This is a genomic window from Achromobacter sp. MYb9, assembly GCF_002975275.1.
Classification (GTDB): domain Bacteria; phylum Pseudomonadota; class Gammaproteobacteria; order Burkholderiales; family Burkholderiaceae_B; genus Achromobacter.
In genome coordinates this window covers 60,399-83,904 of the sequence record NZ_PCOQ01000021.1, presented here as the reverse complement: position 1 = coordinate 83,904, position 23,506 = coordinate 60,399, and the positions used below count along the sequence as shown (strand labels likewise).

The following is a 23,506-nucleotide window of genomic DNA, read 5'->3' as shown; positions in this document are numbered from 1 at the left end:
TCAACCCTCCACGTGGACGTCCAGCTCGTCCCAGAGCTGTTTGAAGTAAGTATTGAATTCCGGCCGCGAGCGCGCCTGGAAAGGCGTGGGCCGCGCGCCGTCGCCGTAGTGGATGCGGTATTGGCTTTTCAGCCTGCCGGGGCGGCGCGACAGCACGATCACGCGGTCCGTCATCGCGATGGCTTCGCCGATGTCGTGCGTGACCAGCACCACGGTCTTGCCTTCGCGCCGCAGGATATCCACGACTTCATCCGAGATCGCCAGCCGCGTCTGCGAATCCAAGGCCGAAAACGGCTCGTCCAGCAGGATCACGTCCGGCTCGGTCACCAGCGTGCGGGCCAGCGCGGCGCGCTGCCGCATGCCGCCCGACAATTGCCGCGGCGTGTGCGACAGGAACGCGCCCAGCCCGCACTTTTCCAGCAGATGCACGGCGCGCGCCTCGCTGCGCGCATCGCGCCTGCCCTGGATCTCGGCGCCCAGCATCACGTTGTCCAGGATGGTGCGCCATTCAAACAGGTAGTCCTGCTGCAGCATGTAGCCGATGCGCGGATTGGGCTTGGTCACGCCCTGGCCATCGATCATCACGGCGCCCGAGGTCGGCGGGATCAGCCCGGCGATCAGCGACAGCAGGGTGCTCTTGCCGCATCCGCTTTGCCCGATCAGGCTGACGAATTCGCCCGGCGCCAGCGTGAACGACACGTTCGACAGTGCTTCGGTTTCGCCCTCGGTCGTGAAGTACGACAGGCAGACGTCGCGCAGCTCGATCTTCGCCGTGGCGGCGGCCGGCTTCAGGTTGTGGACGGCGGCTCCCATCACGGCGCCTTTTTGGCGAAGTCGGCCACCACCACGTCTTCATACTTGACGCGGGCGGTGTCCTTCATGACGGCGCTGGCGATCAGCATGTCCTGCAGCTTCGACATGGCTTCGGCCGTGACCAGCGGCGACGTCTTCCAGATCTGGTATTGCTTGTAGCGGTCGATCGCCTCGGTAACCGCGCCCGTGTCCATGCCGGGAAAGAACGTCATGATCTGTGGGGCCAGCGTGGCGGCGGGCGTGTCCTTCACATACTTTTCGGCACGCGCGACCACGTCGGTCCAGGCCTGGATGACTTTGGGGTTGTCGCGGATGTATTTGTCGGTGGCGGTGAAGACGGTGTAGTCCACCTGGCCCACTTCATGCCCGACCGAGGCCACGATATAACCCTTGCCGTTGCGCACCAGTTCACCGGCCTCGGGCTCCAGGAAAATGCCGTATTCGCCCTGGCCCGCCATCCATGCCCCGGCGCGCGCCGGGATGCCGATGTTATTCAGCAGTTTCACGTCCTTCTGCGGGTCCAGGCCATGCTTGCGCAACGCGGTTTCCAGGAAAACGATGGGGTTGGATCCCGGACGAAAGCCGATGATGTCCTTGCCCTTGAGCATCGACCAGTCGAACTTGTCGACGGGCTTGCGAGCCAACAGGAAAAAGCCGTCGGTGGCCGTCAACCCGGCGAAGATCTTCGGCTTGACCGGCGATTCGCTGTTCTGCACGTAGATGGACGCTTCGGGCCCGATCAGCACGATGTCCGCGCTGCCCGACAGCAGGGCGGTCATGCCCTTGTCCGTGCCTTGGGATGTCTTCATGGACACGTCCAGCCCGGCATCCTTGAAGTAGCCCTGCGACAGGGCCACGTACTTGGGCACGTAAAGGATGGAGCGCACCACCTCTTCGTAGCGGACTTTCACGGGGGGATTCAGGGCTTCGGCGTGGGCGGCCAGCGGGGCAAGCAGCGCAAGCAGCGCCGCGCCCGCCAGGCGGGGCAATGGCAAGGATTTCACGGGACTTTCTCCTGCGTCTTGTATGGCGCGCCGAACCCGGCGCAACGCGGCCAATGGGATGGAATCGACAACAACAGGGAAGCCCGAACGATCGCTGCCCGGGCCGCAAGGCATGGATCGAATACTATATTCAATACAAATGGGCGACAAGCATTTTGGGATTGGCGTTTTTCTCTATGGACGAGCGCCAGCACAGCCGGGAAAATTCAGGGCTGGAATACCACTTGGTATACAAGAGACGGTTTTAGCCGTTTGGATGGGGCGTCACGGCTGAACCCGGGATCAGTCCGAGTTCAGCCCGGGGTCGAGCCCCGATCAGGCCAGCACGCTATTCAAAAACGCCGAAATATCGCGGACTTCTTCGGCGCAGACCGAATGCGGCATCGGGTAGGTGTGCCAGCGCACGTCGTAGCCCAGCCGTTTCAGCTCGGCCAGCGACGCCTCGGCGCGCGCCAGCGACACGACCGGGTCGTACTGGCCGTGGGCCATGAAAATCGGCGTGGCGTTGTTGGCGCTGTGGCGTTCGGCCTCGGCGGTGTCCACCAGGGGCAGGTATCCCGATAGCGCCATCATGCCTGCCAGCTTTTCCGGCAGGCGCAGGCCGGTGTGCAGCGTCATGGCGCTGCCTTGCGAAAAGCCGGCCAGCACGATGTTCGACGTGGGGATGCCCCGGGCGTTTTCACGCGCGATCAGCTTGTGGACGGCGGCTTCGGACGCCCGGATGCCCTTGGCGTCTTCCACGCGCACCAGGTCCATCACCAGGATGTCGTACCACGAGCGCATCGCCATGCCGTTGTTGATCGTCACTCGCTGCACCGGCGCGTTCGGAAACACGAAACGCACCCCCAGGCCCTTGGGCAGGTCCAGTTCCGGGACGATGGGCGCGAAGTCATTGCCGTCGGCCCCCAGGCCGTGCAGCCAGATCACGGCGTGCGTGGGGTGGGGGGCGGTTTCGATCTCGATGCAATCGAGCAGGTCGGTAGATGCGTTCATGGACGGCCGGCGGGAAAAATCAGGGGTGAGGGATCAGAGCGTCAGGGTCTTCAGCGCCTGGAACAGCGCGCGATAGTGCTTCTTCTGCGGCTCCTGGCCTTGCAGCAGCGCGGCGTTGGCCAGCTTTTCCTTGCGCGCGGCGCGGATCAGCGTGCGCAACTGCTGCGCATCGGCTTGGGGATTGTTCGCCAACAGCTTGGTCAGCAGATCGTCGTCGTCCAGCAGGCGGTCGCGCAGCGTTTCCAGCCGATGCATCGCGGCGGTTTCCTCGCGTGAACCGTTTTCCCAGACATCGAGCTGGGCGCGGATCTCGTCGGCGGGGGCGTCGCGCATCAGCTTGCCCACGAAATGGACCTGCCGGCGGCGGCCTTCGCGGCCGGTCGTGCGCTGCGCCATGCGGATCGCCTCATAGAGGCGTTCGGCCAGCGGCAGCTGCTTGAGGCGTTCGGGGGACAGTTCGATCAGCTGTTTGCCCAGGTCCAGCAAGGCGTGCATTTCACGCTTGACCTGGGACTTGCTGGGACGGTCGTAGCCGTTTTCATCGTAACCGTCGTCGACGGATTCTTCTTCAGTATGGGAATTCATGGAAAACTGCGCGTTGACAGACTTGGCTATGATAACCGTCTCTGCAAATTGGACAGCAATGGTTAAAACCTCCTCATCCTTGCCGCTGGCGGCGAATCACGCGCGTTTTTCCGAACTCGTCGAACAAACCCTCGCCTATGCGCGCCAGATCGGCGCCTCGGACGCCGCGGCGGAAGTCTCGGAAAGCCTGGGCCTGTCGGTCTCGGTCCGAAAGAACGACATCGAAACCGTTGAGCAGACGCGCGACCGTTCGCTGGATCTGACGGTCTACGCCGGCCAGAGCCGCGGGTCCGCCTCGACCTCTGATTTTTCTGAAGCGGCCCTGCGCCAGACGGTCGAAGCTGCCTGGCACATCGCCCGCCATACCGCCGCCGATCCGGCCGCCGGGCTGCCCGACGCCGACCAGTTGGCCACCGAATTCCCCGACCTGGACCTGCACCGCGCCTGGAGCGTGTCCACCGAAGAGGCGGCCGAACTCGCATTGCGCGCCGAACGTGCCGCGCGCGACGTCGATTCCCGCATCACCAATACCGACGGCGCCACCGTGGGCACCTACGAAGGCCAGTTCGTGATGGGCAATACCCGGGGCTTCATGGGCGGCTACCCGTATTCGCGCCACAGCCTGTCCGTGGCGCCCATCGCGGGCCGCGGCAACGGCATGCAGCGCGATTACTGGTACACCTCGGAACGCGATCCGGCCAAGCTGGCGTCGCCCGAGGCCATCGGCCGCTATGCCGCCGAGCGCACGCTGAGCCGCCTGTCGGCTCGTCGCATCCGCACCGGCAAGTTTCCTGTCTTGTTCGAAGCGCCGCTGGCGCTGGGGCTGGTCGGCGCGCTGACCCAGGCGGTCAATGGCGGCGCGCTCTATCGCAAGGCCAGCTTTCTGGTGGATTCGCTGGGCAAGCCGATCTTCCCCAAGCACATCAACCTGACCGAAGACCCCCACATCCCCGGCGGCATGGGCAGTTCGCCGTTCGACGACGAAGGCGTGCGCACGCGCCACCGCAACGTGGTGTCGGCCGGCGTGCTGGAAGGCTATTTCCTGTCTTCCTACACGGCCCGCAAGCTGGGCATGACCACCACCGGCAACGCTGGCGGCTCGCACAACCTGGTGTTCAGCTCCACGCTGACCAAGCGCGGCGACAACTTCGAAGCCATGCTGAAGAAGCTGGGCACGGGCTTCCTCGTCACCGAACTGATCGGCCAGGGCGTCAACTACGTGACGGGCGATTATTCGCGCGGCGCGTTTGGCTATTGGGTCGAAAACGGCAAGATCCAGCATGCCGTCCAGGAAATCACCATCGCCGGCAACCTGGCCGACATGTTCCAGCAGATCGTGGCCGTGGGCGCGGACACCATTTCGCGCGGCACCAAGACCACGGGTTCGATCCTGATCGAGCAAATGGCCATCGCGGGCACCTGATCCCGCCCGACGCGCGGCCGCCCCGGCTGCCGCGCGTCTTCGCATGTCCCCGTCTTTGCATTCCCTTACCGGCTCGGGAATTCCTCTAGCGATTCCAAGCCCCGCCAGCGTGTAATATCCGGCGGGTATTGCTCGAAGTCCCAGGTGTTGCTGTAAGGAGCAAAGAGAGATGCAACGACGTTCATTCTTGAAGCACGCCGGACTCGGCGCCGTCGCCACCGGGGCCGCCGTCAGCGCGCCTGCGTTCGCGCAGGACATGCCGTCCCTGAGCTGGCGCCTGTCGTCTGCTTTTCCCGCCGCCCTGGACCTGCGTATCGGCGCCGGCGAACATTTCTGCAAAATCGTCTCGGAAGCCACGGGCGGCAAGTTCAACATCCGCCACTACCCCGAGGGCGAGATCGCGCCGGCATCCGACTTGCTGGAAGCCGTCTCCACCAACAAGGTGGAATGCGGCCATGGCTCGTCCCGCTTCCTCTTCGCCAAAAATCCCGCCTTCTGCTTTGACGCCGCCGTGCCCTTCGGGTTGAACGCGCGCCAGATGAACGCCTGGATGAACGAAGGCGACGGCTTGCGCCTGACCCGCGAGCTCTTCAAACCCGAAAAGATCATCAACTTCCCGCTGGGCAACACCGGCGCGCAGATGGGCGGCTGGTACACCCGTGAAATCAAGCGGCTGGCCGACCTGAAAGACCTGAAAATGCGGGTCGGCGGCCTGGCCGCCGATGTGCTCGGTCGCATGGGCGTAGCGCCGCAGCCGGCCGACCCGGCCAAGCCGTTGGCCGAGGCCTTCGAAAAAGGCGGTCTGCAAGCCGTGGCCGGCGCGGGCGCCTATGACGACGACAAGCTGGGCCTGAATAAAGTAGCTAAGTATTACTACGCACCCGGCTGGTGGGCGGCCGGCGAACAGTTGTCGCTCTATATCAATGACGAGGCCTGGAACAAGCTGCCCAAGCATTACCAGGCGGTGGTGCAGGCCGCCGCGCTGGCCGCGCATGTCTCCTTGACCGCGCGCTACGACGCCCGCAATCCCGCCGCGCTGGCGCAATTGACGGCAAATGGCACGCAAGTGCGCGCGTTTCCCCGCTCCATCATGGACGTGGCCTTCGAGACCACGCAGCAGGCATACCAGGACTTGGCGGCCAAAGACCCGAAGTTCAAGGCCATATACGACAGTTACATGGGCTTTCGCGACAGCGAGATGCCGTGGTTCCGCTTGACCGAAAACGCTTACGACCAGTACCTGGGCGTGGCGCTGTCGGGCAGGTAGCAGGGAGGTTCGCCGCAGCCTGAACGGCATTCGGCGAAGCGTAGGGTTTTTGCTAGTAATACCGCGTTTTTTACAAAAAAATGGGCGGTTTTGGGGCTTTTCTCGAACCACATTCGAGTTTCGGCCTGATACAAAGGAGTAATATCCCGGGTCTTGACGCGCAATCATGACGCCTTTAGGCGGCATAAGACGTCAATCCGGCGGGATTACACCAGCCCGGATTACCAATATTCCGAGACAGACTTTAAGGTGGTATCAACCATGCAATCCAAGACCAAGAAGCTGCTGGCCGCGCTGATCGCCGCCGGTATCGTCCCGGCTGCGAACGCGGCTGACATCAAGCTGGGTGTGGCGGAAGCCCTGTCCGGCGGCGCCGCTCAGTACGGCGTCTCGATCCGCAACGGTTTCCAGCTTGCCGCTGATGAAATCAATGCTGCGGGCGGTATCAACGGCAACAAGCTCGTGCTGGTGGTCGAGGACGAACAAGGCAAGAAAGAAGAAGCCATCAACGTCTTCAAGAAACTGATCTTCAAGGACAACGTCCTGATGGTCTTCGGCCCGACGCTGTCGAACTCGGCCCAAGCCGCCGACCCGATCGCCCAAGCCGCCAAGACGGTTGCCTTCGGCACGTCCAACACCGCCGACGGCATCACGTCCATCGGCAACTATGTGTTCCGCAACTCGGTCACCGAAGCCGACGTGCTGCCGGCCACCATCTCCACCGTCAAGGCCAAGACCGGCCTGAAGAACGTGGCGGTGCTCTACGGCAACGACGACGTCTTCACCAAGAGCGGCTACGACAACTTCAAGAAGGCCCTGGAAGACCAGAAGATTCCGGTCACCACGACCGAAACGTTCGCCAAGGGCGACGTGGACTTCAAGGCCCAGCTGACCAAGATCAAGGGCACCAACCCCGACGCCATCGTGCTGTCTGCACTGCTGGCCGAAGGCGCCCCGATCATGGTGCAGGCTCGCCAACTGGGTCTGAACGTGCCGGTCATCGGCGGCAACGGCATGAACTCGGTCAAGATTTTCGACCTGGCCCCCGGTGGCGCATCGAACAATCTGTGGATCGGCAGCCCGTGGTCGATCGAGAACAAGGCCCCCGAGAACGTCAAGTTCATTGGCGCCTACAAGGCCAAGTTCAATGGTTCGCCCGACCAGTTCGCCGCCCAGTCGTATGACGCCATGTACATCGTGGCCCAGGCGCTGAAGAACACCAAGCTGACCGGCGAACTGCCCAAGGACCGCGCTGCCCTGCGCGACGCCCTGCCTTCCGTAACCTGGACCGGCGCCACCGGCGCGTTCAAGTTCCGTCAAGCCAACGACCGTGCCGGCAAACCCGCCGGCTATGACGCCGACCAGGCGCCGATCGTCAGCGTGACCAAGGACGGCAAGTACGTCATCGAGAAGTAAGCAGTACGCATCCCCGCGCGGGGGGATGCGCCTTGCGGACGGCCCGGCTGTCCGCAAGGCGCTTTTTATCGTAGGGCCGTCCCAAGACAAAAATGGCCTCCCTCGGGAGAGCTAGACCACGCAGCGGGCGCGTGGAGGCCCTCATAGATCTGGAAAGTCCCATCATGTTCGAACAACAATTCGTCAATGCCTTGTCGCTGGGCTGTGTGTATGCACTGTTCGCGCTGGGCTTCACGCTGATTTTCGGCGTGCTCGGGGTGATCAACCTGGCGCACGGCGCCGTCTTCATGGTTGGCGCCTACGCGGCACTGTTCGTCGTTCAGCAATTCGGCCTGCCCCTGTGGGGTGCGCTGATGGTCGCGTTCTTCGTGGCTGGCTTCACCGGGGTCATCATCGACTACCTGGTGCTCAAGCCCCTGCGCAAGCGCAACGCACCGCACTTGATCCCCATGATCGCCACGATTGGCGTGGGCATCATCCTGAACAATGGCGCCCAAAGCATTTTCGGCGCCAGCAACCTGCGCTTCCCGCACGGCACCGTGCCCGAGGAAGTCATCGAAGTAGCCGGCCTGCACCTGACGGTCATCGAACTCGGCATCATCTTCCTGTCGTTCGCGCTGATGGCCGTGCTGATGTATGTCATGCGCCGCACGCAGTTCGGCCGCGCGCTGCGCGCCATCGCCGAATCGCCCAAAGCCGCCTGGCTGCTGGGTATCAACGTCGAAAAACTGTTCGTCACCACCTCGTTCGCCGCGGCTGCCCTGGGTGGCGTGGCCGGCGTGCTGATCGGGCTGTATTCCAACGCGCTATTCCCGCTGATGGGCCAGCCGATGCTGCACAAGGGCATCGCGGTCATCATCCTGGGCGGCATGGGCGACATCCGCGGTGCCATGCTGGGCGGACTTTTCCTGGGCTTCGCCGAGGTGCTGTCCGTCGCGTACGTCGGCTCCACCATGCGCGATGCGGTGGCTTTCGGCCTGCTGTTCCTGATCCTGCTGGTGCGCCCGCAAGGTCTGTTCGGCAAAGTGGTTCAACGCAAGGCTTAAAGAATGAGCGGATTCGAAAACTTCTGGGCCATCTACGGCAACCTGGTGCTTACGCTGGGCACCAACGCCTTGCTGGCCCTCTCCATCTGGCTGACCCTGGCTTGCGGCATGCTTGCCATGGCAAACGCCGCTTTCATGGGCATCGGGGCTTACACCGCCGCGCTGCTCACCATGAACTACGACGCGCCGTTCTCGGTTGCACTGGCCGGGGGCATGGCGGCGCCAGCCCTGGTCGCGGCGCTGATCGGCTTGCCGACCTTGCGCTTGTCAGGGGTCTATCTGGCCATGGCCACGCTGGGCTTCGGTGAAGTCGTTCGCGTGACCATCCTGAACACCGAGTCCCTGACCGGCGGCGCGCTGGGCCTGAACGGCATCCCGCAGCTGACGCAGTGGTGGCATGTGGTGGTGGCGGTCGTCATTGTCCTGTTCGTGCTGTGGCGCGTTCGCGCGTCCAAGATCGGCCGCTCGTTCGACGCCATTCGCGGCGACGAAACGGCCGCGGGCCTGATGGGCATCGACGTGCGCGCCAACAAAATGCTGGCCTTCGTGGCGGGCGCGATGATCGCCGGCCTGGCCGGCGCCCTGAACGCGCACCTGACCTTCTTCATCGGCCCCAACGAATACGGTTTCGACCGTGGCGTTGAAATCCTGACCATGGCCATCCTGGGCGGCATCGGCGGCCTGGCCGGTCCGGTACTGGGCAGCTTCATCATTACGGTGCTGCCCGAGCTGCTGCGCGGCTTCGCGGATTTGCGCCTGATCGCGAACGGAGTGATTCTGGTGGTGATTGTGTTGTTCCTGCCGCAAGGCATCTGGGATCCGGCGCGCTTCAAGCGCTGGATGCGTCAAGGCCAGGGCGGCCAGGGAGGCAAGCGCCATGCTTGAACTGTCCTCCGTCTCCAAGAGCTTTGGCGGCCTGCATGTGCTGCATGACGTCAGTCTGTCCGTGCCCGAAGGCGCGATCTTCGGCCTGATCGGCCCCAACGGCGCCGGCAAAACCACGGTGTTCAACCTGATCACCGGCCTGTTGCCGCCTAGCGGCGGCACGATCACGTTCAACGGCGAAAGCGTCCTGGCCAAGAAGCCGCACAGCATCACGCGCATGGGCATTGCCCGCACGTTCCAGAACATCCGTCTCTTTAAAGAGATGACGCTGCTGGAAAACGTGGTGGTCGGCGCCTATCGCCACATGAACTACGGCTTTCCCAGCCTGCTGCTGGGCCTGCCGGGTTACCGCGAGCACGAAAAGCGCGCCCGCGAGCGCGCGCACGAACTGCTGACGTGGATGCGCCTGGATCACAAGGCCAACGACCTGGCCGACAACCTGTCCTACGGCGAGCAGCGCCGCCTGGAGCTGGCGCGCGCGCTGGCTACCGAGCCAAAGCTGTTGCTGCTGGACGAGCCGGTCGCGGGCATGAATACCGGCGAACGCGCCGAACTCATGCGCGAGATCCTCGCCATTCGCGACCGTGGCTACACCATCCTGATGATCGAGCACGACATGCGCTTCGTCATGGGCTTGTGCGAGCGCATCGCGGTGCTGAACTTCGGCAAGATCATCGCTTGCGGCGGTCCCGAAGAGATCCGCAACAACGAGCAGGTCATCGAGGCCTATCTGGGCCGCGAAGACGACGAAGACACCGAACAAGCGGAGGCTGCACGATGAGTCACCGGGCCGCTCCCAAGACGAATACCGTAGCGCATTGCGCGGAGGCTGCACGATGAGCGCGATGCTGGAAGTCCGCGGACTCGAGGTCAACTACGGCCATATCGAAGCCGTCCGCGGCATCGACCTGGACCTGAACGCCAACGAAATCACCGCCCTGGTCGGCGCCAACGGCGCCGGCAAATCGACCACGTTGCTGGCGCTGTCGGGCCTGCTGCCCAAAGCGCGCGGTCGTATCCTGTTCGAAGGCGAAGACGTCACCAACCTGCCGCCGCACCAGCTCGTGGCGCGCGGCATCGTGCAGGTGCCGGAAGGCCGGGCCATCCTCACCACCATGACGGTGCTGGAAAACCTTGAGCTGGGCGCCTATCGTCGGGGTCTGAAGAACGTGGATTCCGACCTGGAATACGTGTTCAACCTGTTCCCGCGCCTGAAAGAGCGGATCACGGGCATCGCCGGCAACCTGTCGGGCGGCGAACAGCAGATGCTGGCCATCGGCCGGGCCTTGATGGCCAAGCCGCGCCTGTTGCTGCTGGACGAGCCATCGATGGGTCTGGCGCCGATCGTCGTGCAGGAGATCTTCCGTTCGCTGCGCGCCATCAACGCCGACGGCCTGACCCTGTTCCTGGTGGAGCAGAACGTGCGCCAGGCGTTGAAGATTGCGCAAAACGGCTACGTGCTGGAAAACGGCGCCATGGCGCTGACGGGCACGGGCCGCGAACTGCTGGGTCACCCCCGCGTGCTGGAAGCCTACCTGGGCGCGTGAACGCGCCCGCCCGCCGGGGATTTGTCCCCGGATTTCCTTGTGCGCTGGCTGCAACATCGCTTGCGGCCAGCTGCCACCTGAATTCTTTTCGCTTGCCCAATTTTTGAGCAGCCGTGTTAGAATTTCAGGCTTTCCCTCATTTTGACTATTGCACGGGCGGGTAATAACGCTTAGGCGGGACGTCGATAAAGGCAAAATCCCCGAACTGAAATCCGTGAATTATTCATTGGTTTCTCTTCATCAGGATCCAGGTTTTGCCCAGTCTGGGAAAGAACACTGGCTAGACGTTCTAGTCAGCAAGAACTTTTTATTCTTAGGAACCATCATGAAGACCTTTGTGGCCAAGCCGCATGAAGTCCAACGTGACTGGTTTGTGATCGACGCCAAGGGCAAAGTCCTCGGTCGTGTGGCCAGCGAAGTCGCACGTCGTCTGCGTGGCAAGCACAAACCTGAATTCACGCCGCACGTTGATACGGGCGATTACATCGTCATCATCAACGCATCCGATATCGTCGTTACCGGTACCAAGGCGAAGGACAAGAAGTACTTCCGCCACACCACGTACCCGGGCGGTATCCGCGAAACGAACTTCGAGAAAATGCAAGAGCGTTTTCCCGGTCGCGCCATTCAGAAGGCCGTCAAGGGCATGCTGCCCAAGGGTCCTCTGGGCTACGCCATGATCAAGAAGCTGAAGGTCTATGCTGGTGCCGAGCACCCGCACACCGCCCAGCAGCCCAAGACGCTGGATATCTAAGGAAACGCCATGATCGGTAACTGGAATTACGGAACCGGCCGTCGCAAAACTTCGGTGGCTCGCGTTTTCATCAAGAAGGGCACGGGTAAGATCGTTGTCAACGGCAAGCCCGTCGACGACTTCTTCGCCCGCGAAACTGGTCGCATGATCGTGCGCCAACCGCTGGAACTGACCGGCCACCTGGAATCGTTCGACATCAAAGTCAACGTCCATGGCGGCGGCGAAACCGGCCAGGCTGGCGCAGTCCGTCACGGCATCACGCGTGCCCTGATCGACTACGACGCGACCCTGAAGCCCGCACTGTCGCAAGCTGGCTTTGTGACCCGCGATGCCCGCGAAGTCGAACGTAAGAAGGTCGGCTTCCGCAAGGCACGTCGTCGCAAGCAGTTCAGCAAGCGTTAATGTTGCTGCAAAAAACCCGCTTCGGCGGGTTTTTTGCTTTTGGGCGACCACGCTCCATGGCGCCTTGCGGTGACTACCAGCTTGACCTCGATTCTCGCTTCCATTTATACGATGATATTCGTATAATAATTTTCGGGAGCGGAAGATGGCGCAGCCGCACGGGTTCAAGGCAGTCAGGGCCGCAGTCGTTGCAGCCCTGCTTGAGGGCACCTATCAGCACGAAGCCCGCCGTCACGTCGATGTGAAGAATCTGCTGGCCACAGGCGAGGTTTCCGCTGTCGACCTGGCTGACCTCCTGCGGCGCAGCGACGGGGCAGGCTACACACGCAGCCCGTTGCATGGCGGCCTGAACATCGATTGCCACATCCTCCGGGCCAGCGGCTGGTACGTGAAGTTCTACTTCATCGACCCCGTCACCATCTTCATCAGTGTCCACCGTTGAGGGCGTCATGAAAATTTTCCAGGAAGGCGATCGTAGCCAGGCGTTCTGCCACGATTGCGCCGCGTTGGTCTCGACGGCGTTCGTTCGTCGCGACGTTCCGTTCAGTGACGGATCGGGCACGGTCAGGAATATCCTGGTCGGCGTTTGCAGCCAATGCGGCGGCACGGTGTCCATTCCCGCACAGTCCACCCCCGCCATCAGCAAGGCGCGCAAGCAAGCGCTGGAGTCCATTGAAACGAATCTGCCTGCGGTATACGTGGATATCCTGGACTACGCGGTGCATACGATTGATCACCGCGCCTCCACTGATTTCCGGCGGGTACTGCTGACTTATTTCATGCACAAGGCGGCGAACGATGCGGGTGCCCCTGAGTTGTTGAGGGCCGCATTCGAGCGGGCAGTGGCTACGTTTCCCGAAAAGCGCGGCGCGCCGCGCCGTCGCCTGTCGATGAAGGTGCCCGCTAGAGTCACGGAAGACATCCGCAGGTTGGAAGCGAGCACGTCGCTGAACAAGACGGATTTGATCAAGTCCGTAGTGTTCGATATCCAGAACAAAGTGCTGGAGCGGCCATCCCCGCGGTTGCTTGAAGAGTTGAGGGCGCTGTCGGCCATTTCGGCATAGTGGTGCCAGGCGGCGCCACCTTTCCGGCGCGGAACTTCGCGCCTGTCTATCGGTCGGATGAAGTCAGGTTGTCGGGCGGTTCTGCCGGTGGTGAGGCAACCCTGTATCCTCCGGGCGATACAATCTGTTTTCGTCCTACGAAGAGTTCATATCCATCATGGCCCAAGCATCGAACACCCGTATCAAGGTTGGTATCGTCGGCGGCACCGGTTATACCGGCGTCGAGCTGCTGCGCTTGCTGTCGCAGCATCCCAATGTGGAATTGACCGCCATCACGTCCCGCAAGGAAGACGGGCTGCCGGTGGCTGATATGTATCCGAACCTGCGCGGCCGCGTGAACCTGGCCTTTTCGGCGCCGGAAAAAGCGTCGCTGACCGACTGCGACGTGGTGTTCTTCGCGACGCCGCACGGCGTGGCGATGGCGCAGGCCCAGGAACTGATTTCCGCAGGCACCCGCGTCATCGATCTGGCCGCCGATTTCCGCTTGCAGGACATCCCGACCTTCGAGCGCTGGTACAAGATTCCCCACACCTGCCCGGACATCCTGGCCGAATCCCAGTATGGCCTGGTGGAACTGAACCGCGAAGCCATTTCCAAGGCACGCGTCATTGGCAACCCCGGCTGCTATCCCACCACCGTGCTGCTGGGCCTGGCCCCGTTGCTGGAGGGCGGCAAGGCGCTGGTCGATGCGCAAACCCTGATCGCCGACTGCAAGTCGGGCGTGTCTGGCGCTGGCCGCAAGGCGGAAGTGGGGTCGTTGTTCTCGGAAGCCTCGGATAACTTCAAGGCCTACGGCGTGGCCGGGCACCGTCATCATCCGGAAATCGTCGCCCAGCTGGAAAAGATCTCCGGCGGCAAGGTCGGCCTGACCTTCGTGCCGCACTTGGTGCCGATGATCCGCGGCATGTTCTCCACGATCTACGCCCGCATCCTGCCGGAAGCCCGCGATACGGACTTCCAGGCGTTGTTCGAGCAGCGTTACGCCGACGAGCCCTTCGTGGACGTGATGCCGGCCGGCAGCCTGCCTGAAACCCGTTCGGTGCGCGCGTCGAACAACCTGCGCATCGCGCTGAGCCGCCCCGGAAATGGCGACCAGCTGATTGTTCTGGTCGTGCAAGACAACCTGGTCAAGGGCGCCGCGGGCCAGGCGGTCCAAAACATGAACCTGATGTTCGGGGTGCCGGAATCGACCGGGCTGGATCAGGTCGCGATCCTGCCCTGATGCCTGGATCGGGCAGCCGGCCCTGGCCGCTGCTCCTCGACGCGCTTTATGTCAGCTGACTCTCCCGCCACCCCGCAGTCCCGCCCCGCCGGCGGGCTGCTGCGCGTGGCGGCCGGATTGCTGATCGGCGTGCTGCTGGGCGGCGTCGCGGGGTATTTCCATGCCCAGCGGCAAGCCCTGCCGCAGGATGCCGTCGTGATCAGCGCGGCCCAAGCCGAGGTCCAGCAAGAGGCCATGCGCCAGCAGGCCGCACAGCTACGCTACACGCAGGGCCAGCTGGATACCGCGGATGGCGAACTTGTCATCGAGCGCGCGGCCCGCGAAGAACTTGAAACGCAACTGCGCACCGTGCAGGCCGAAGTCGGCCGGGTGCGCGACCAGTTGGCTTTCTACGAACAATTGCTGCCTCCGGGCCCGGAAGGTTCGGTGGATATCCGGGGGGTGCAAATCGACCGCGATGGCGGGGGCTTGCGCTACAAGGTGCTGCTGATGCGCAGCGGGCGCAATGGCGGATCGCCGTTCGCGGGCGCGCTGCGGTTCCAGGCCACGGGCATCCTGAAGGGCGAGACCATGACCGTCGACCTGGCGCCCCTGCAAGTCAAAGCCGAAGCCGGGCCGGTCACCGCCACGGGTGAATCCACCACGGCGGCGTCCCTGGCCCTGCAATTCGATCAATATCAGCGCAGCCAGGGCTTGCTGGCCGTGCCCGAGGGTTTTGTCCCCGAAAGCGTCACGGTCAGTGTGCTGGAAGGGGATACCGTCCGGGCATCGCGCAGTATCAAACTGGAACTTTGAGTCTAGTCAAGCCCTGGGCTATAGTGACACTATGCGAGCGCCGTTGCCGCTCACCGAAATATGGCCGATCCGGCCAGGAGTGAACCATGAATGCAGTAACCGAAACCGTCGACCTTCAGGCCGCCCCGCCTGCTCCCTTGGTATTTACTGACTCGGCCGCCGCCAAAGTGAAGGACCTGTTGGCCGAAGAGGGCAACCCCGAGCTGAAGCTGCGCGTGTTTGTCCAGGGTGGCGGCTGTTCGGGCTTCCAGTACGGCTTCACGTTCGACGAAGTCGTGAACGAAGACGACACCGTGCTGGACAAGGCCGGTGTTCAATTGCTGGTCGATCCGATGAGCTTCCAGTATCTGGTCGGCGCCGAGATCGACTACAAGGAAGACCTGGAAGGCGCGCAGTTCGTCATCCGTAATCCCAACGCCAGCACCACTTGCGGCTGCGGTTCCTCGTTCTCGGTGTAATCGCCGAAGCAGGACAATAAAAAGCCCTTCGGCGTGCCGAAGGGCTTTTTGCATGGGGCCACGCCCCTCGACCCCGCGTCAAGCGGGATAGAGCGCGCCCAGGATCCGGGCGCCCCGGGCGCCGGTGACGGCCGGCAAGCCGGCGGGCCGGCGTTCCACAAAGGCCTGCGCCAACCAGGCAAACGCCAGGGCCTCGACCTGCTGCGCAGGCACGCCCAGCACGTCCGTCGGCTGCACCGGGCGCTGCAGGCAGTACGCCAGTTCCCGCATCAGCCCGGCGTTGTAGGCGCCGCCACCGCACACGAATACCTCTTGCGTGCCCGCAGCCGCCGCGTCGATGGCGTTGGCGACGGTCCTGGCGGTAAGGCGTTGCAACGTCGCCTGCACGTCCTGAGGGGCGGGTTTGGGGCCGTCGAACGCCGCCAGGCGGTCGTCCAGCCATTGCAGGTTGAACAGGTCGCGGCCGGTTGACTTGGGGGGCGGCAGCGCGAACCAGGGCTCGCTGGCGATCAGTTGCTCCAGCAGCGGCGCCACCACCTGGCCCGTGGCCGCCCAGCGGCCGCCAGCATCATAGGGCTGCCCCAGATGGCGCTGGCACCACGCGTCCAGGAACACATTGGCCGGACCCGTATCGAAGCCTCGGGCCGGTTGGCCGGGCGCAAGCAGCGTCACGTTGGCGATGCCGCCCAGGTTGAGTACCGCGCGGCCATGCGCGGCGCCGAAGATCGCGGCATGGAACGGCGGCACCAGCGGCGCGCCCTGGCCCCCGGCGGCCACGTCGCGGCTGCGAAAGTCCGCCACCACGTCGATGCCGGTCAATTCCGCCAGCAGGGCGGGGGCGTTGAGTTGCACGGTATAGCCGCTGTCCGGCCGGTGGCGCACCGTCTGGCCGTGCGCGCCAATGGCGGTCACGGCGCTGGCCGAGACGCCTGCGTCCCGCAGCAGGGCGGCGACCGCCTGGGCATACAGCCGCGCCAACGCGTTGGCCGCCAGGGCGGCGCGCGCCAACTCGTCGTCGCCAGCCAGGTTCAGCGCCAGCAGTTCGCGGCGCAGGTTCTCGGGCATGGGCAGGCTGGCGCTGGCCAGCACCTGCGGCGCCTGGTCAGCGTCCAGGCGCACAAGCACCCCGTCGACGCCGTCGACGCTGGTGCCGGACATCAAGCCGATATAGAGGGCGGGGTTGCCCTGCGGGCGGGGTGCGGAGGAATTCACGGGCGCCTCGGAAAGAAGAAAGGCGGCCGGCAGAATCTGCACGGGCCGCCTCTTGGGACGTTTTGTTGCGGCGGGCCGGTTAGCGGCTGGCCACGTTGGTCAGGGCGTCAGGCAGCGTCTGCTGGAACTCGGTCAGCAACTTGATCTGTTGCTTGTACGGCGCCACGGCCTGGTTGAACGCGCGCACTTCCGCGGGTTCCAGGGCACGGGCAACGGGCAGGTCGACCGACAGCGGGTCGATCGGCTGATTGTCCACGCGGAACTCGTAGTGCAGATGCGGGCCGGTGGCCCAGCCGGTGGACCCCACATAGCCCAGCAGCTGGCCTTGCGAGATCTTCGAGCCCTTGGTGACGCCTGCGGCGATGCGGCTTTGGTGGGCATACAGCGTCGAGTACTTGCCGTGATGCTTCACGATGACCACGTTGCCGTAGCCGTTCTGCCAGCCCGAGAATTCGACCGTGCCGTCCGCCGTGGAGTGGATCGGCGTGCCCGAAGGCGCGGCGTAGTCCACGCCCTTGTGGCCCGTCCACGTCTTGTGGATGGGATGCATGCGCATGCCGAACGTCGAGCTGATGCGGCTGAACTTCAGCGCGGTGCGCAGGAAGGCGCCGCGCAGGCTGGTGCCGTCGAAGTCGTAGTACGAACCGCTTTTCTCGTCGGGGCTGAACCAGACGGCGCTGTAGGTCTTGCCGCCGTTGATGAATTCCAGGGCCAGCACGCGGCCGGCGCCAGCGTAGCGGCCGTCGTGCGAGCGCACTTCGTAGACCACGCGGAATTGGTCGCCCTGGCGCAGGTCGCGCAGGAAGTCGATCTTGGCGCTGAGGATGTCGGCCATCTGCATGGTGACCGAATCCGGGATGCCGGCGGCGTCCGTGGCGCCGAACAGCGACGACTTGATCGTGCCCACGGCGACGCGTGTCTGGCGGTCGGTGCTTTCGGTGACTTCCTCGGCTTTGTAGCTGTCGCCGGACGGCGCGACGTGCAGCATGCGCGTCACGACCTGGCCGTCGGATTCATTGCCGGGGGTGTGGATGTAGCGCAGCCAGATCAGGTTGCCCTGATCGTCCGTCGCAGCCTGGACGGAGCGGCCCGGGTACAGCTTGTAGATGCTGCGGGCGCTGGCTTCATGCGTCAGGAAGGTCTGCAGGTTCGGGGCGTCCAGCTCCAGGCGTTGCAGCACGGCGGCCAGCGTGTCGCCGGCACGGATGCGGGTTTCGCTGATGTACGGCGCGGCGCTGGGGCTGCTGACTTCGACTTGTTCGGCGGTCAGCGGCAGAACGCTCTGGATGATTCGGGACGGGGGAAGTTCGGTGCGGTCGGGTTGCTGCACCATGCCGAGGGCGGCGGCGCCAGCAAACAGACCAATAGCGGTGACGAGAAGAGTGCGGCGGAAAAGTCCCGAGCGATGGGGCTTGGGCTCAACGGGCGCAAACAGGGCAGCAACTTTGCGCTTGATGCTACTCGCCAGTTCGTGGAGGCCACGATTCATCGTGAAGATACCCTCTCAGGTGGCTTGAGCTCGCAGGGTGCGCAATACGAACGGCCCTTGCGCGCCACGAAATCGGGGACAGGGCTGCTGGCGCGGGCGCATCTTGTGAACAACGGGTGGTAGGCTGAACCGCAACTGCGAACTGCGTATAGATAGCAGTTGCGTATGATTGGGCGGTATCCTAGCTGATTCGGCTAGAATTTTCGATAGTTTTCGTCACTTTTTACACCTTTTTGTCGGCTGAAGCCGCGTTGGTCCCCCTGCCATGTCATCCTCCGAAGCCCCTATCACTCCCGAAGTCGAAGCCGATCTGCGTATAGCCAAGCGCGGTTGCGACGAGCTGTTGGTCGAGTCCGAGTTCGCCCGCAAGCTGGCCAAGAGCCGCGCGACCGGCGTGCCCCTGCGCATCAAGCTGGGGCTGGATCCCACCGCGCCGGACATCCACCTGGGCCACACCGTGGTGCTGAACAAGATGCGCCAGTTGCAGGATCTGGGCCATAACGTCATCTTCCTGATCGGCGATTTCACCTCCACGATCGGCGACCCCAGCGGCCGCAACAGCACCCGTCCCCCGCTGACGCGCGAGCAGATCGAGTCCAACGCCAAGACTTACTACGCGCAGGCCAGCCTGGTGCTGGATCCGGCGCGCACCGAGATCCGTTACAACTCCGAGTGGTGCGATCCGCTGGGTGCCCGCGGCATGATCCAGCTGGCGTCGCGTTACACCGTGGCCCGCATGATGGAGCGCGAGGATTTCACCAAGCGCTTCAAGGGTGGCATCCCGATTTCGGTGCACGAATTCCTGTATCCGCTGATGCAGGGATATGACTCGGTGGCGCTGAAGTCCGATCTGGAGCTGGGGGGCACCGATCAGAAGTTCAACCTGCTGGTCGGGCGCGAGCTGCAAAAGGAGTATGGCCAGGAGCCGCAGTGCATTTTGACGATGCCGCTGCTGGTGGGCACGGACGGGGTCGAGAAGATGTCCAAGTCGAAGGGCAACTACATCGGCATTTCGGAGTCGCCCGATTCGATGTTCGGCAAGCTCATGTCGATTTCCGACACGCTGATGTGGCGCTACTTCGAGCTGCTGTCGTTTCGGTCCCTGGAAGACATCGCGGCCCTCAAGCAAGAGACCGATGGCGGCCGCAACCCGCGTGATGCCAAAGTCATGCTGGCTCAGGAAATCATCACGCGCTTCCATTCCGCCCGCGCGGCCGACGACGCGCTGGCGTCCTTCGAGGCGCGCTTTCGCGACGGCGCCATCCCGGAAGACATGCCCGAAGTGAATATCGGCGGCGCGCCGGTGGGCATCCTGAAGCTGCTGCGCGAAGCCGGCCTGGTCGCATCGGGGTCCGAGGCGCAGCGCAATGTGGAGCAGGGCGGCGTGCGGGTCAACGGCGATCGGGTCGAAGATAAATCGTTGCAATTGCCGGCCGGCACTTATGTGGTGCAGGTGGGCAAGCGCAAGTTCGCGCGTGTTAACTTGAACCCATAATTGCGAAGTTTTGATACGCTGAGGGTACAGGCAGGGGCGGCAAGCCTTTGCGGCACTTCAAGGAGCACGACATGAAACTTTCGAGTTTGTCTTTTTCCGATCACGAGTCGATTCCCGAACGCTACGCCTTCGGCAAAATCGATGCGCAATCGCACGTCGCGCTGGCAGACAACTACAACCCGCAGTTTTCGTGGGACGACGTCCCGCCGGGAACGCAGTCGTTTGCGTTGATCTGCCACGATCCGGACGTGCCCTCGAGGCCCGACGACGTCAACCAGGAAGGCCGCGAAGTCCCGGCCGACCTGCCCCGCGTGGACTTCTTCCACTGGGTGCTGGTGGACCTGGCTGCCGACATGCGCGAAATCGACGAAGGCGCCTTCTCCAACGGCATCACCCCGCGCGGCAAGGGTGGCCCGCTGGCGCCGATGGACGCGCGCCAGGGCATCAACTCGTATTCCTCGTGGTTCGCCAACGACCACGACATGAGCGGCGACTACTTCGGCTACGACGGCCCGTGCCCGCCCTGGAACGATTCGATCGTGCACCGTTACGTCTTCACGCTGTATGCGCTGGACGTGCATAGCCTGAACCTGAACGGGTCCTTCACCGGCGAGGACGCGCTGCGCGCCATGCAGAAACACGTGCTGGCCCAGGCTTCCGTCACGGGCACCTACACGCTCAACCCGAAGCTGGCGCCCAAGCAGATCGGAACCACCGAGGCGTAGCGCCAGCCGCTATCGCCACTTCGGAAGGGCCGCGATCGCGGCCCTTTTTTACGTTCGCGGCGCCCGTTGCTCGGGCGTGCTTCGCATCAGGCGGCCGACCGCTTCAGGCGCAGCAGCGCCAGTCCGAAGGCGACGAAGATCGAACCGACAAGGCGGTTCAGCCAGACCACGATGCGCGGCTGGCGCAGCAGGCGGCGGGCGCGGCGGGCCAGGGCGCCGTAGGTCAGCAGCGACACCAGCGACATGGCCATGAAGATGCCGGTCAGGATGAAGAATTGCGGCAGCAGCGGCTCGTGCGCGTTCAGGAATTGCGGGAACAGCGCGGTGAAGAACAGGATGGGCTTGGGATTCATGGCGGCCACGAACGTGGCTTCCAGGTACAGGCGGCCGGGCCGGCGCGGCGGGGTGCCGGTGGCGGCGTCTTCGGGCGGCGCGATGTGGGCGCGGCCCAGCAGGTGGCGCAGTCCGACGTAGATCAGGTAGGCGGCGCCGGCGATCTTCAGCGCCATGAACAGCATCGCGGAAGATTGCAGGACTACGCCCAGACCCAGCATCGCGGCGGCGGACAGCAGGAACAACCCGGTGACATTGCCCAGCGTGGACGGCACGACGGCGCGCACGCCGCCCGCTGCGCCATTGCGGATGGCAAGCATGGTGGCGGGGCCCGGGCTGATGACGCTGGCGGCGGCTACTAGCGAGTAGGTTATGAGGGTGGCGGTTTGCATGAAAGTTTCTCAAGTCGGATTGAGAGCGGTTTCCGGGCGCGGCGCGTTGGCGTGGTTTTCGCGCCCATCGCCGGTATTTTGCTCCGCTTCGACGCATTTTGGCGGCAATTGAATCCGCCTGACGCGGTAAACTATTCAGCATTCTTCGGGTTTACCCACCCGACACGGCTTTCTCCTCTCTTACCGCCTCAGGAATCCCCCGTCATGTTTGACCGCAACCTCACCTTGTCCAAGGCTGACCCGGACGTTTGGGCCGCCATCCAGAAGGAAGACGTTCGCCAAGAGCAGCACATCGAGCTGATCGCTTCGGAGAACTACGCCAGCCCGGCCGTCATGGAAGCCCAGGGCACGCAGCTCACGAACAAGTACGCCGAAGGCTATCCGGGCAAGCGCTACTACGGCGGTTGCGAGTACGTGGACGTGGTCGAGCAACTGGCTATCGACCGCCTGAAGCAGATTTTCGGCGCCGACGCCGCCAACGTGCAGCCCAACTCGGGTTCGCAGGCCAACCAGGGCGTGTACATGGCCGTGCTGAAGCCGGGCGACACCGTGCTGGGCATGAGCCTGGCCGAAGGCGGTCACCTGACGCACGGCGCATCGGTCAACGCATCGGGCAAGCTGTACAACTTCATCGCGTACGGCCTGGACGAAAACGAAGTCCTGAACTACGCGCAAGTCGAACAGCTGGCCCGCGAGCACAAGCCCAAACTGATCGTCGCGGGCGCCTCGGCCTACGCCCTGCACATCGATTTCGAGCGCATGGCCCGCATCGCCCGTGAAAACGGCGCGCTGTTCATGGTCGACATCGCCCACTACGCGGGTCTGGTCGCCGGCGGCGCCTACCCCAACCCGGTTCCGCACGCCGACTTCGTCACGTCCACGACGCACAAGTCGCTGCGCGGCCCGCGCGGCGGCGTGATCATGATGAAGGCCGAATTCGAGAAGATCATCAACTCGGCGATCTTCCCCGGCATTCAAGGCGGCCCGCTGATGCACGTCATCGCCGGCAAGGCCGTGGCGTTCAAGGAAGCGCTGGAACCCGGCTTCAAGGATTACGCGCAGCAAGTGGTCAAGAACGCGAAGGTGCTGGCCGACACGCTGGTCAAGCGTGGCCTGCGCATCGTTTCCGGCCGCACCGAAAGCCACGTCATGCTGGTGGACCTGCGCGCCAAGGGCATTACGGGCAAGGAAGCGGAAGCCGTGCTGGGCCAGGCCCACATCACGGTCAACAAGAACGCCATCCCGAACGACCCGGAAAAGCCCTTCGTGACCAGCGGCATCCGCCTGGGCACGCCGGCCATGACCACCCGCGGTTTCACGGAAGCCGATGCCGAGCTGACGGCCAACCTGATCGCCGACGTGCTGGACAATCCGCGTGATGAAGCCAACATCGCCGCCGTGCGTGCCCGCGTCAACGAACTGACGTCGCGCCTGCCGGTCTACGGCAAGAAGTAAAGCAGTATCCCCCCGGGCCCCGAGGCTATCCGCCGTTGGGGCCACACCAAAGGGACGGCCCCGCAAGGCGCCGTCCCTTTGCTTTCCGCGCGGCAGGCGCTATCCTCGACCGGGCTGTCCATGATATCGGGGACGAATTAGCCGTATTGGTGCCTCCCCGGGGGCGCATCGTTACAATATGCTCAATTATTGCTATCCGTGCCTTTAGGGAACACACATGCGGTGTCCATTTTGCGGCAATGCCGAAACACAGGTCGTTGACAGCCGGGTCTCGGAAGAGGGCGACGCCATCCGCCGCCGTCGCCGCTGCCTGTCCTGTGACAAGCGGTTCACCACCTATGAGCGGGTGGAGCTTGCCTTGCCTTCCGTGGTGAAGCGCAATGGCAGCCGCAGCGAGTACGATCCCGCCAAGTTGCGGGCCAGCCTGAGCCTGGCGCTGCGCAAGCGGCCCGTCAGCACCGAAGACGTGGATGCCGCCGTGGCCCGCATCGAAGAACAGCTGCTGGCGAGCGGACTGCGGGAAGTCCCCAGCGAACACATCGGCGAACTCGTCATGACCGAGCTGCGCAAGCTGGACAAGGTGGCCTATGTGCGTTTTGCGTCGGTCTACAAGAGCTTCGAGGACATCGGCGAATTCGTCGAGGCCATCCGGGAAATGCAGGGGCCCTTGCTGCCCGGCAAGCTGCGCAAGGAATAGCGCCGGCTGAATTCGGCATGACAAGATGAACGAC

The 23,506-nt window shown here is 63.7% G+C and carries 26 protein-coding genes; 19 read left to right on the top strand and 7 right to left on the bottom strand.

Annotated elements, in window-relative coordinates; translation table 11 throughout:
• The 4 genes from CQ050_RS24010 to yjgA all read right to left on the bottom strand — a co-directional run bounded on the left by CQ050_RS24010 (position 1) and on the right by yjgA (position 3,395).
• A complete protein-coding gene (locus CQ050_RS24010) occupies positions 1-813 on the bottom strand; it encodes an ABC transporter ATP-binding protein (protein ID WP_105559318.1) in 813 nt (270 codons plus the stop codon).
• Positions 813-1,817 carry an ABC transporter substrate-binding protein gene (locus CQ050_RS24005; RefSeq protein WP_105559317.1) on the bottom strand — a complete coding sequence of 335 codons (1,005 nt, stop codon included), beginning with the start codon at positions 1,815-1,817 and terminating at the stop codon, positions 813-815. Before CQ050_RS24005 ends, CQ050_RS24010 begins: the two co-directional genes overlap by 1 nt.
• A 315-nt stretch (positions 1,818-2,132) precedes the next feature.
• Positions 2,133-2,810 (bottom strand): alpha/beta hydrolase, encoded by a 678-nt coding sequence (locus tag CQ050_RS24000; protein WP_105559316.1) that lies wholly within the window; start codon positions 2,808-2,810, stop codon positions 2,133-2,135.
• 33 nt (positions 2,811-2,843) lie between these two features.
• The gene (gene yjgA, locus CQ050_RS23995) at positions 2,844-3,395 is read right to left on the bottom strand and encodes a ribosome biogenesis factor YjgA (RefSeq protein WP_105559315.1); all 552 of its coding nucleotides are present in this window, start codon (positions 3,393-3,395) and stop codon (positions 2,844-2,846) included.
• Between the two features lie 58 nt (positions 3,396-3,453).
• On the opposite strand from yjgA, the gene pmbA reads away from it, so the two are divergent.
• The 14 genes from pmbA (at position 3,454) to erpA (ending at position 15,674) form a co-directional block, all read left to right on the top strand.
• Positions 3,454-4,818 carry a metalloprotease PmbA gene (gene pmbA, locus CQ050_RS23990; RefSeq protein WP_105559314.1) on the top strand — a complete coding sequence of 455 codons (1,365 nt, stop codon included), beginning with the start codon at positions 3,454-3,456 and terminating at the stop codon, positions 4,816-4,818.
• 169 nt (positions 4,819-4,987) lie between these two features.
• Positions 4,988-6,085: a TRAP transporter substrate-binding protein gene (locus CQ050_RS23985; RefSeq protein WP_105559313.1), complete on the top strand. Its 1,098-nt coding sequence runs from the start codon at positions 4,988-4,990 to the stop codon at positions 6,083-6,085.
• A gap of 261 nt (positions 6,086-6,346) precedes the next feature.
• Positions 6,347-7,501 carry an ABC transporter substrate-binding protein gene (locus CQ050_RS23980; RefSeq protein WP_105559312.1) on the top strand — a complete coding sequence of 385 codons (1,155 nt, stop codon included), beginning with the start codon at positions 6,347-6,349 and terminating at the stop codon, positions 7,499-7,501.
• Between the two features lie 164 nt (positions 7,502-7,665).
• Positions 7,666-8,547, top strand: a complete 882-nt coding sequence (locus CQ050_RS23975; RefSeq protein WP_105559311.1) for a branched-chain amino acid ABC transporter permease — start codon at positions 7,666-7,668, stop codon at positions 8,545-8,547.
• A 3-nt stretch (positions 8,548-8,550) separates the two neighbouring features.
• A complete protein-coding gene (locus CQ050_RS23970; protein WP_105559310.1) occupies positions 8,551-9,432 on the top strand; it encodes a branched-chain amino acid ABC transporter permease in 882 nt (293 codons plus the stop codon).
• Positions 9,425-10,213 (top strand): ABC transporter ATP-binding protein, encoded by a 789-nt coding sequence (locus CQ050_RS23965; RefSeq protein ID WP_105559309.1) that lies wholly within the window; start codon positions 9,425-9,427, stop codon positions 10,211-10,213. Before CQ050_RS23970 ends, CQ050_RS23965 begins: the two co-directional genes overlap by 8 nt.
• Positions 10,214-10,268: 55 nt before the next feature.
• Positions 10,269-10,979 carry an ABC transporter ATP-binding protein gene (locus CQ050_RS23960; RefSeq protein ID WP_105559308.1) on the top strand — a complete coding sequence of 237 codons (711 nt, stop codon included), beginning with the start codon at positions 10,269-10,271 and terminating at the stop codon, positions 10,977-10,979.
• 325 nt (positions 10,980-11,304) lie between these two features.
• The gene (gene rplM, locus CQ050_RS23955; RefSeq protein ID WP_006217309.1) at positions 11,305-11,733 is read left to right on the top strand and encodes a 50S ribosomal protein L13; all 429 of its coding nucleotides are present in this window, start codon (positions 11,305-11,307) and stop codon (positions 11,731-11,733) included.
• Between the two features lie 9 nt (positions 11,734-11,742).
• Positions 11,743-12,135: a 30S ribosomal protein S9 gene (gene rpsI, locus CQ050_RS23950; protein WP_006217310.1), complete on the top strand. Its 393-nt coding sequence runs from the start codon at positions 11,743-11,745 to the stop codon at positions 12,133-12,135.
• Positions 12,136-12,280: 145 nt separating this feature from the next.
• Positions 12,281-12,577: a hypothetical protein gene (locus CQ050_RS23945; RefSeq protein WP_105559307.1), complete on the top strand. Its 297-nt coding sequence runs from the start codon at positions 12,281-12,283 to the stop codon at positions 12,575-12,577.
• Positions 12,578-12,584: 7 nt separating this feature from the next.
• Positions 12,585-13,199, top strand: coding sequence for a hypothetical protein (locus tag CQ050_RS23940; protein WP_199196913.1), 615 nt, complete (start codon positions 12,585-12,587; stop codon positions 13,197-13,199).
• A 157-nt stretch (positions 13,200-13,356) separates the two neighbouring features.
• Positions 13,357-14,421, top strand: coding sequence for an N-acetyl-gamma-glutamyl-phosphate reductase (argC, locus tag CQ050_RS23935; RefSeq protein WP_105559305.1), 1,065 nt, complete (start codon positions 13,357-13,359; stop codon positions 14,419-14,421).
• A 48-nt stretch (positions 14,422-14,469) separates the two neighbouring features.
• Positions 14,470-15,216, top strand: coding sequence for a DUF6776 family protein (locus CQ050_RS23930; protein WP_105559304.1), 747 nt, complete (start codon positions 14,470-14,472; stop codon positions 15,214-15,216).
• 86 nt (positions 15,217-15,302) lie between these two features.
• Positions 15,303-15,674, top strand: coding sequence for an iron-sulfur cluster insertion protein ErpA (erpA, locus tag CQ050_RS23925; protein WP_006388644.1), 372 nt, complete (start codon positions 15,303-15,305; stop codon positions 15,672-15,674).
• A 78-nt stretch (positions 15,675-15,752) separates the two neighbouring features.
• Here erpA and CQ050_RS23920 read toward each other — a convergent pair whose 3' ends face one another.
• The gene (locus CQ050_RS23920; protein WP_105559349.1) at positions 15,753-16,886 is read right to left on the bottom strand and encodes an anhydro-N-acetylmuramic acid kinase; all 1,134 of its coding nucleotides are present in this window, start codon (positions 16,884-16,886) and stop codon (positions 15,753-15,755) included.
• A gap of 79 nt (positions 16,887-16,965) precedes the next feature.
• Positions 16,966-18,321, bottom strand: a complete 1,356-nt coding sequence (locus tag CQ050_RS23915) for a peptidoglycan DD-metalloendopeptidase family protein (RefSeq protein ID WP_369868744.1) — start codon at positions 18,319-18,321, stop codon at positions 16,966-16,968.
• Here CQ050_RS23915 and CQ050_RS31180 point away from each other — a divergent pair.
• The 3 genes from CQ050_RS31180 to CQ050_RS23905 all read left to right on the top strand — a co-directional run bounded on the left by CQ050_RS31180 (position 18,208) and on the right by CQ050_RS23905 (position 20,595).
• Positions 18,208-18,498 (top strand): hypothetical protein, encoded by a 291-nt coding sequence (locus CQ050_RS31180; protein WP_233214268.1) that lies wholly within the window; start codon positions 18,208-18,210, stop codon positions 18,496-18,498. The two genes, CQ050_RS23915 and CQ050_RS31180, sit on opposite strands and share 114 nt — an antisense overlap.
• 142 nt (positions 18,499-18,640) lie before the next feature.
• The gene (gene tyrS / locus CQ050_RS23910) at positions 18,641-19,870 is read left to right on the top strand and encodes a tyrosine--tRNA ligase (RefSeq protein WP_105559302.1); all 1,230 of its coding nucleotides are present in this window, start codon (positions 18,641-18,643) and stop codon (positions 19,868-19,870) included.
• A gap of 71 nt (positions 19,871-19,941) precedes the next feature.
• The gene (locus CQ050_RS23905) at positions 19,942-20,595 is read left to right on the top strand and encodes a YbhB/YbcL family Raf kinase inhibitor-like protein (protein ID WP_105559301.1); all 654 of its coding nucleotides are present in this window, start codon (positions 19,942-19,944) and stop codon (positions 20,593-20,595) included.
• Positions 20,596-20,681: 86 nt separating this feature from the next.
• Here CQ050_RS23905 and CQ050_RS23900 read toward each other — a convergent pair whose 3' ends face one another.
• Positions 20,682-21,320 (bottom strand): LysE family translocator, encoded by a 639-nt coding sequence (locus CQ050_RS23900; protein WP_105559300.1) that lies wholly within the window; start codon positions 21,318-21,320, stop codon positions 20,682-20,684.
• A 204-nt stretch (positions 21,321-21,524) separates the two neighbouring features.
• On the opposite strand from CQ050_RS23900, the gene glyA reads away from it, so the two are divergent.
• The gene (gene glyA / locus CQ050_RS23895) at positions 21,525-22,775 is read left to right on the top strand and encodes a serine hydroxymethyltransferase (RefSeq protein ID WP_105559299.1); all 1,251 of its coding nucleotides are present in this window, start codon (positions 21,525-21,527) and stop codon (positions 22,773-22,775) included.
• Positions 22,776-22,992: 217 nt separating this feature from the next.
• Positions 22,993-23,472 (top strand): transcriptional regulator NrdR, encoded by a 480-nt coding sequence (nrdR, locus tag CQ050_RS23890; protein ID WP_105559298.1) that lies wholly within the window; start codon positions 22,993-22,995, stop codon positions 23,470-23,472.
• Positions 23,473-23,506: the final 34 nt, after the last annotated feature.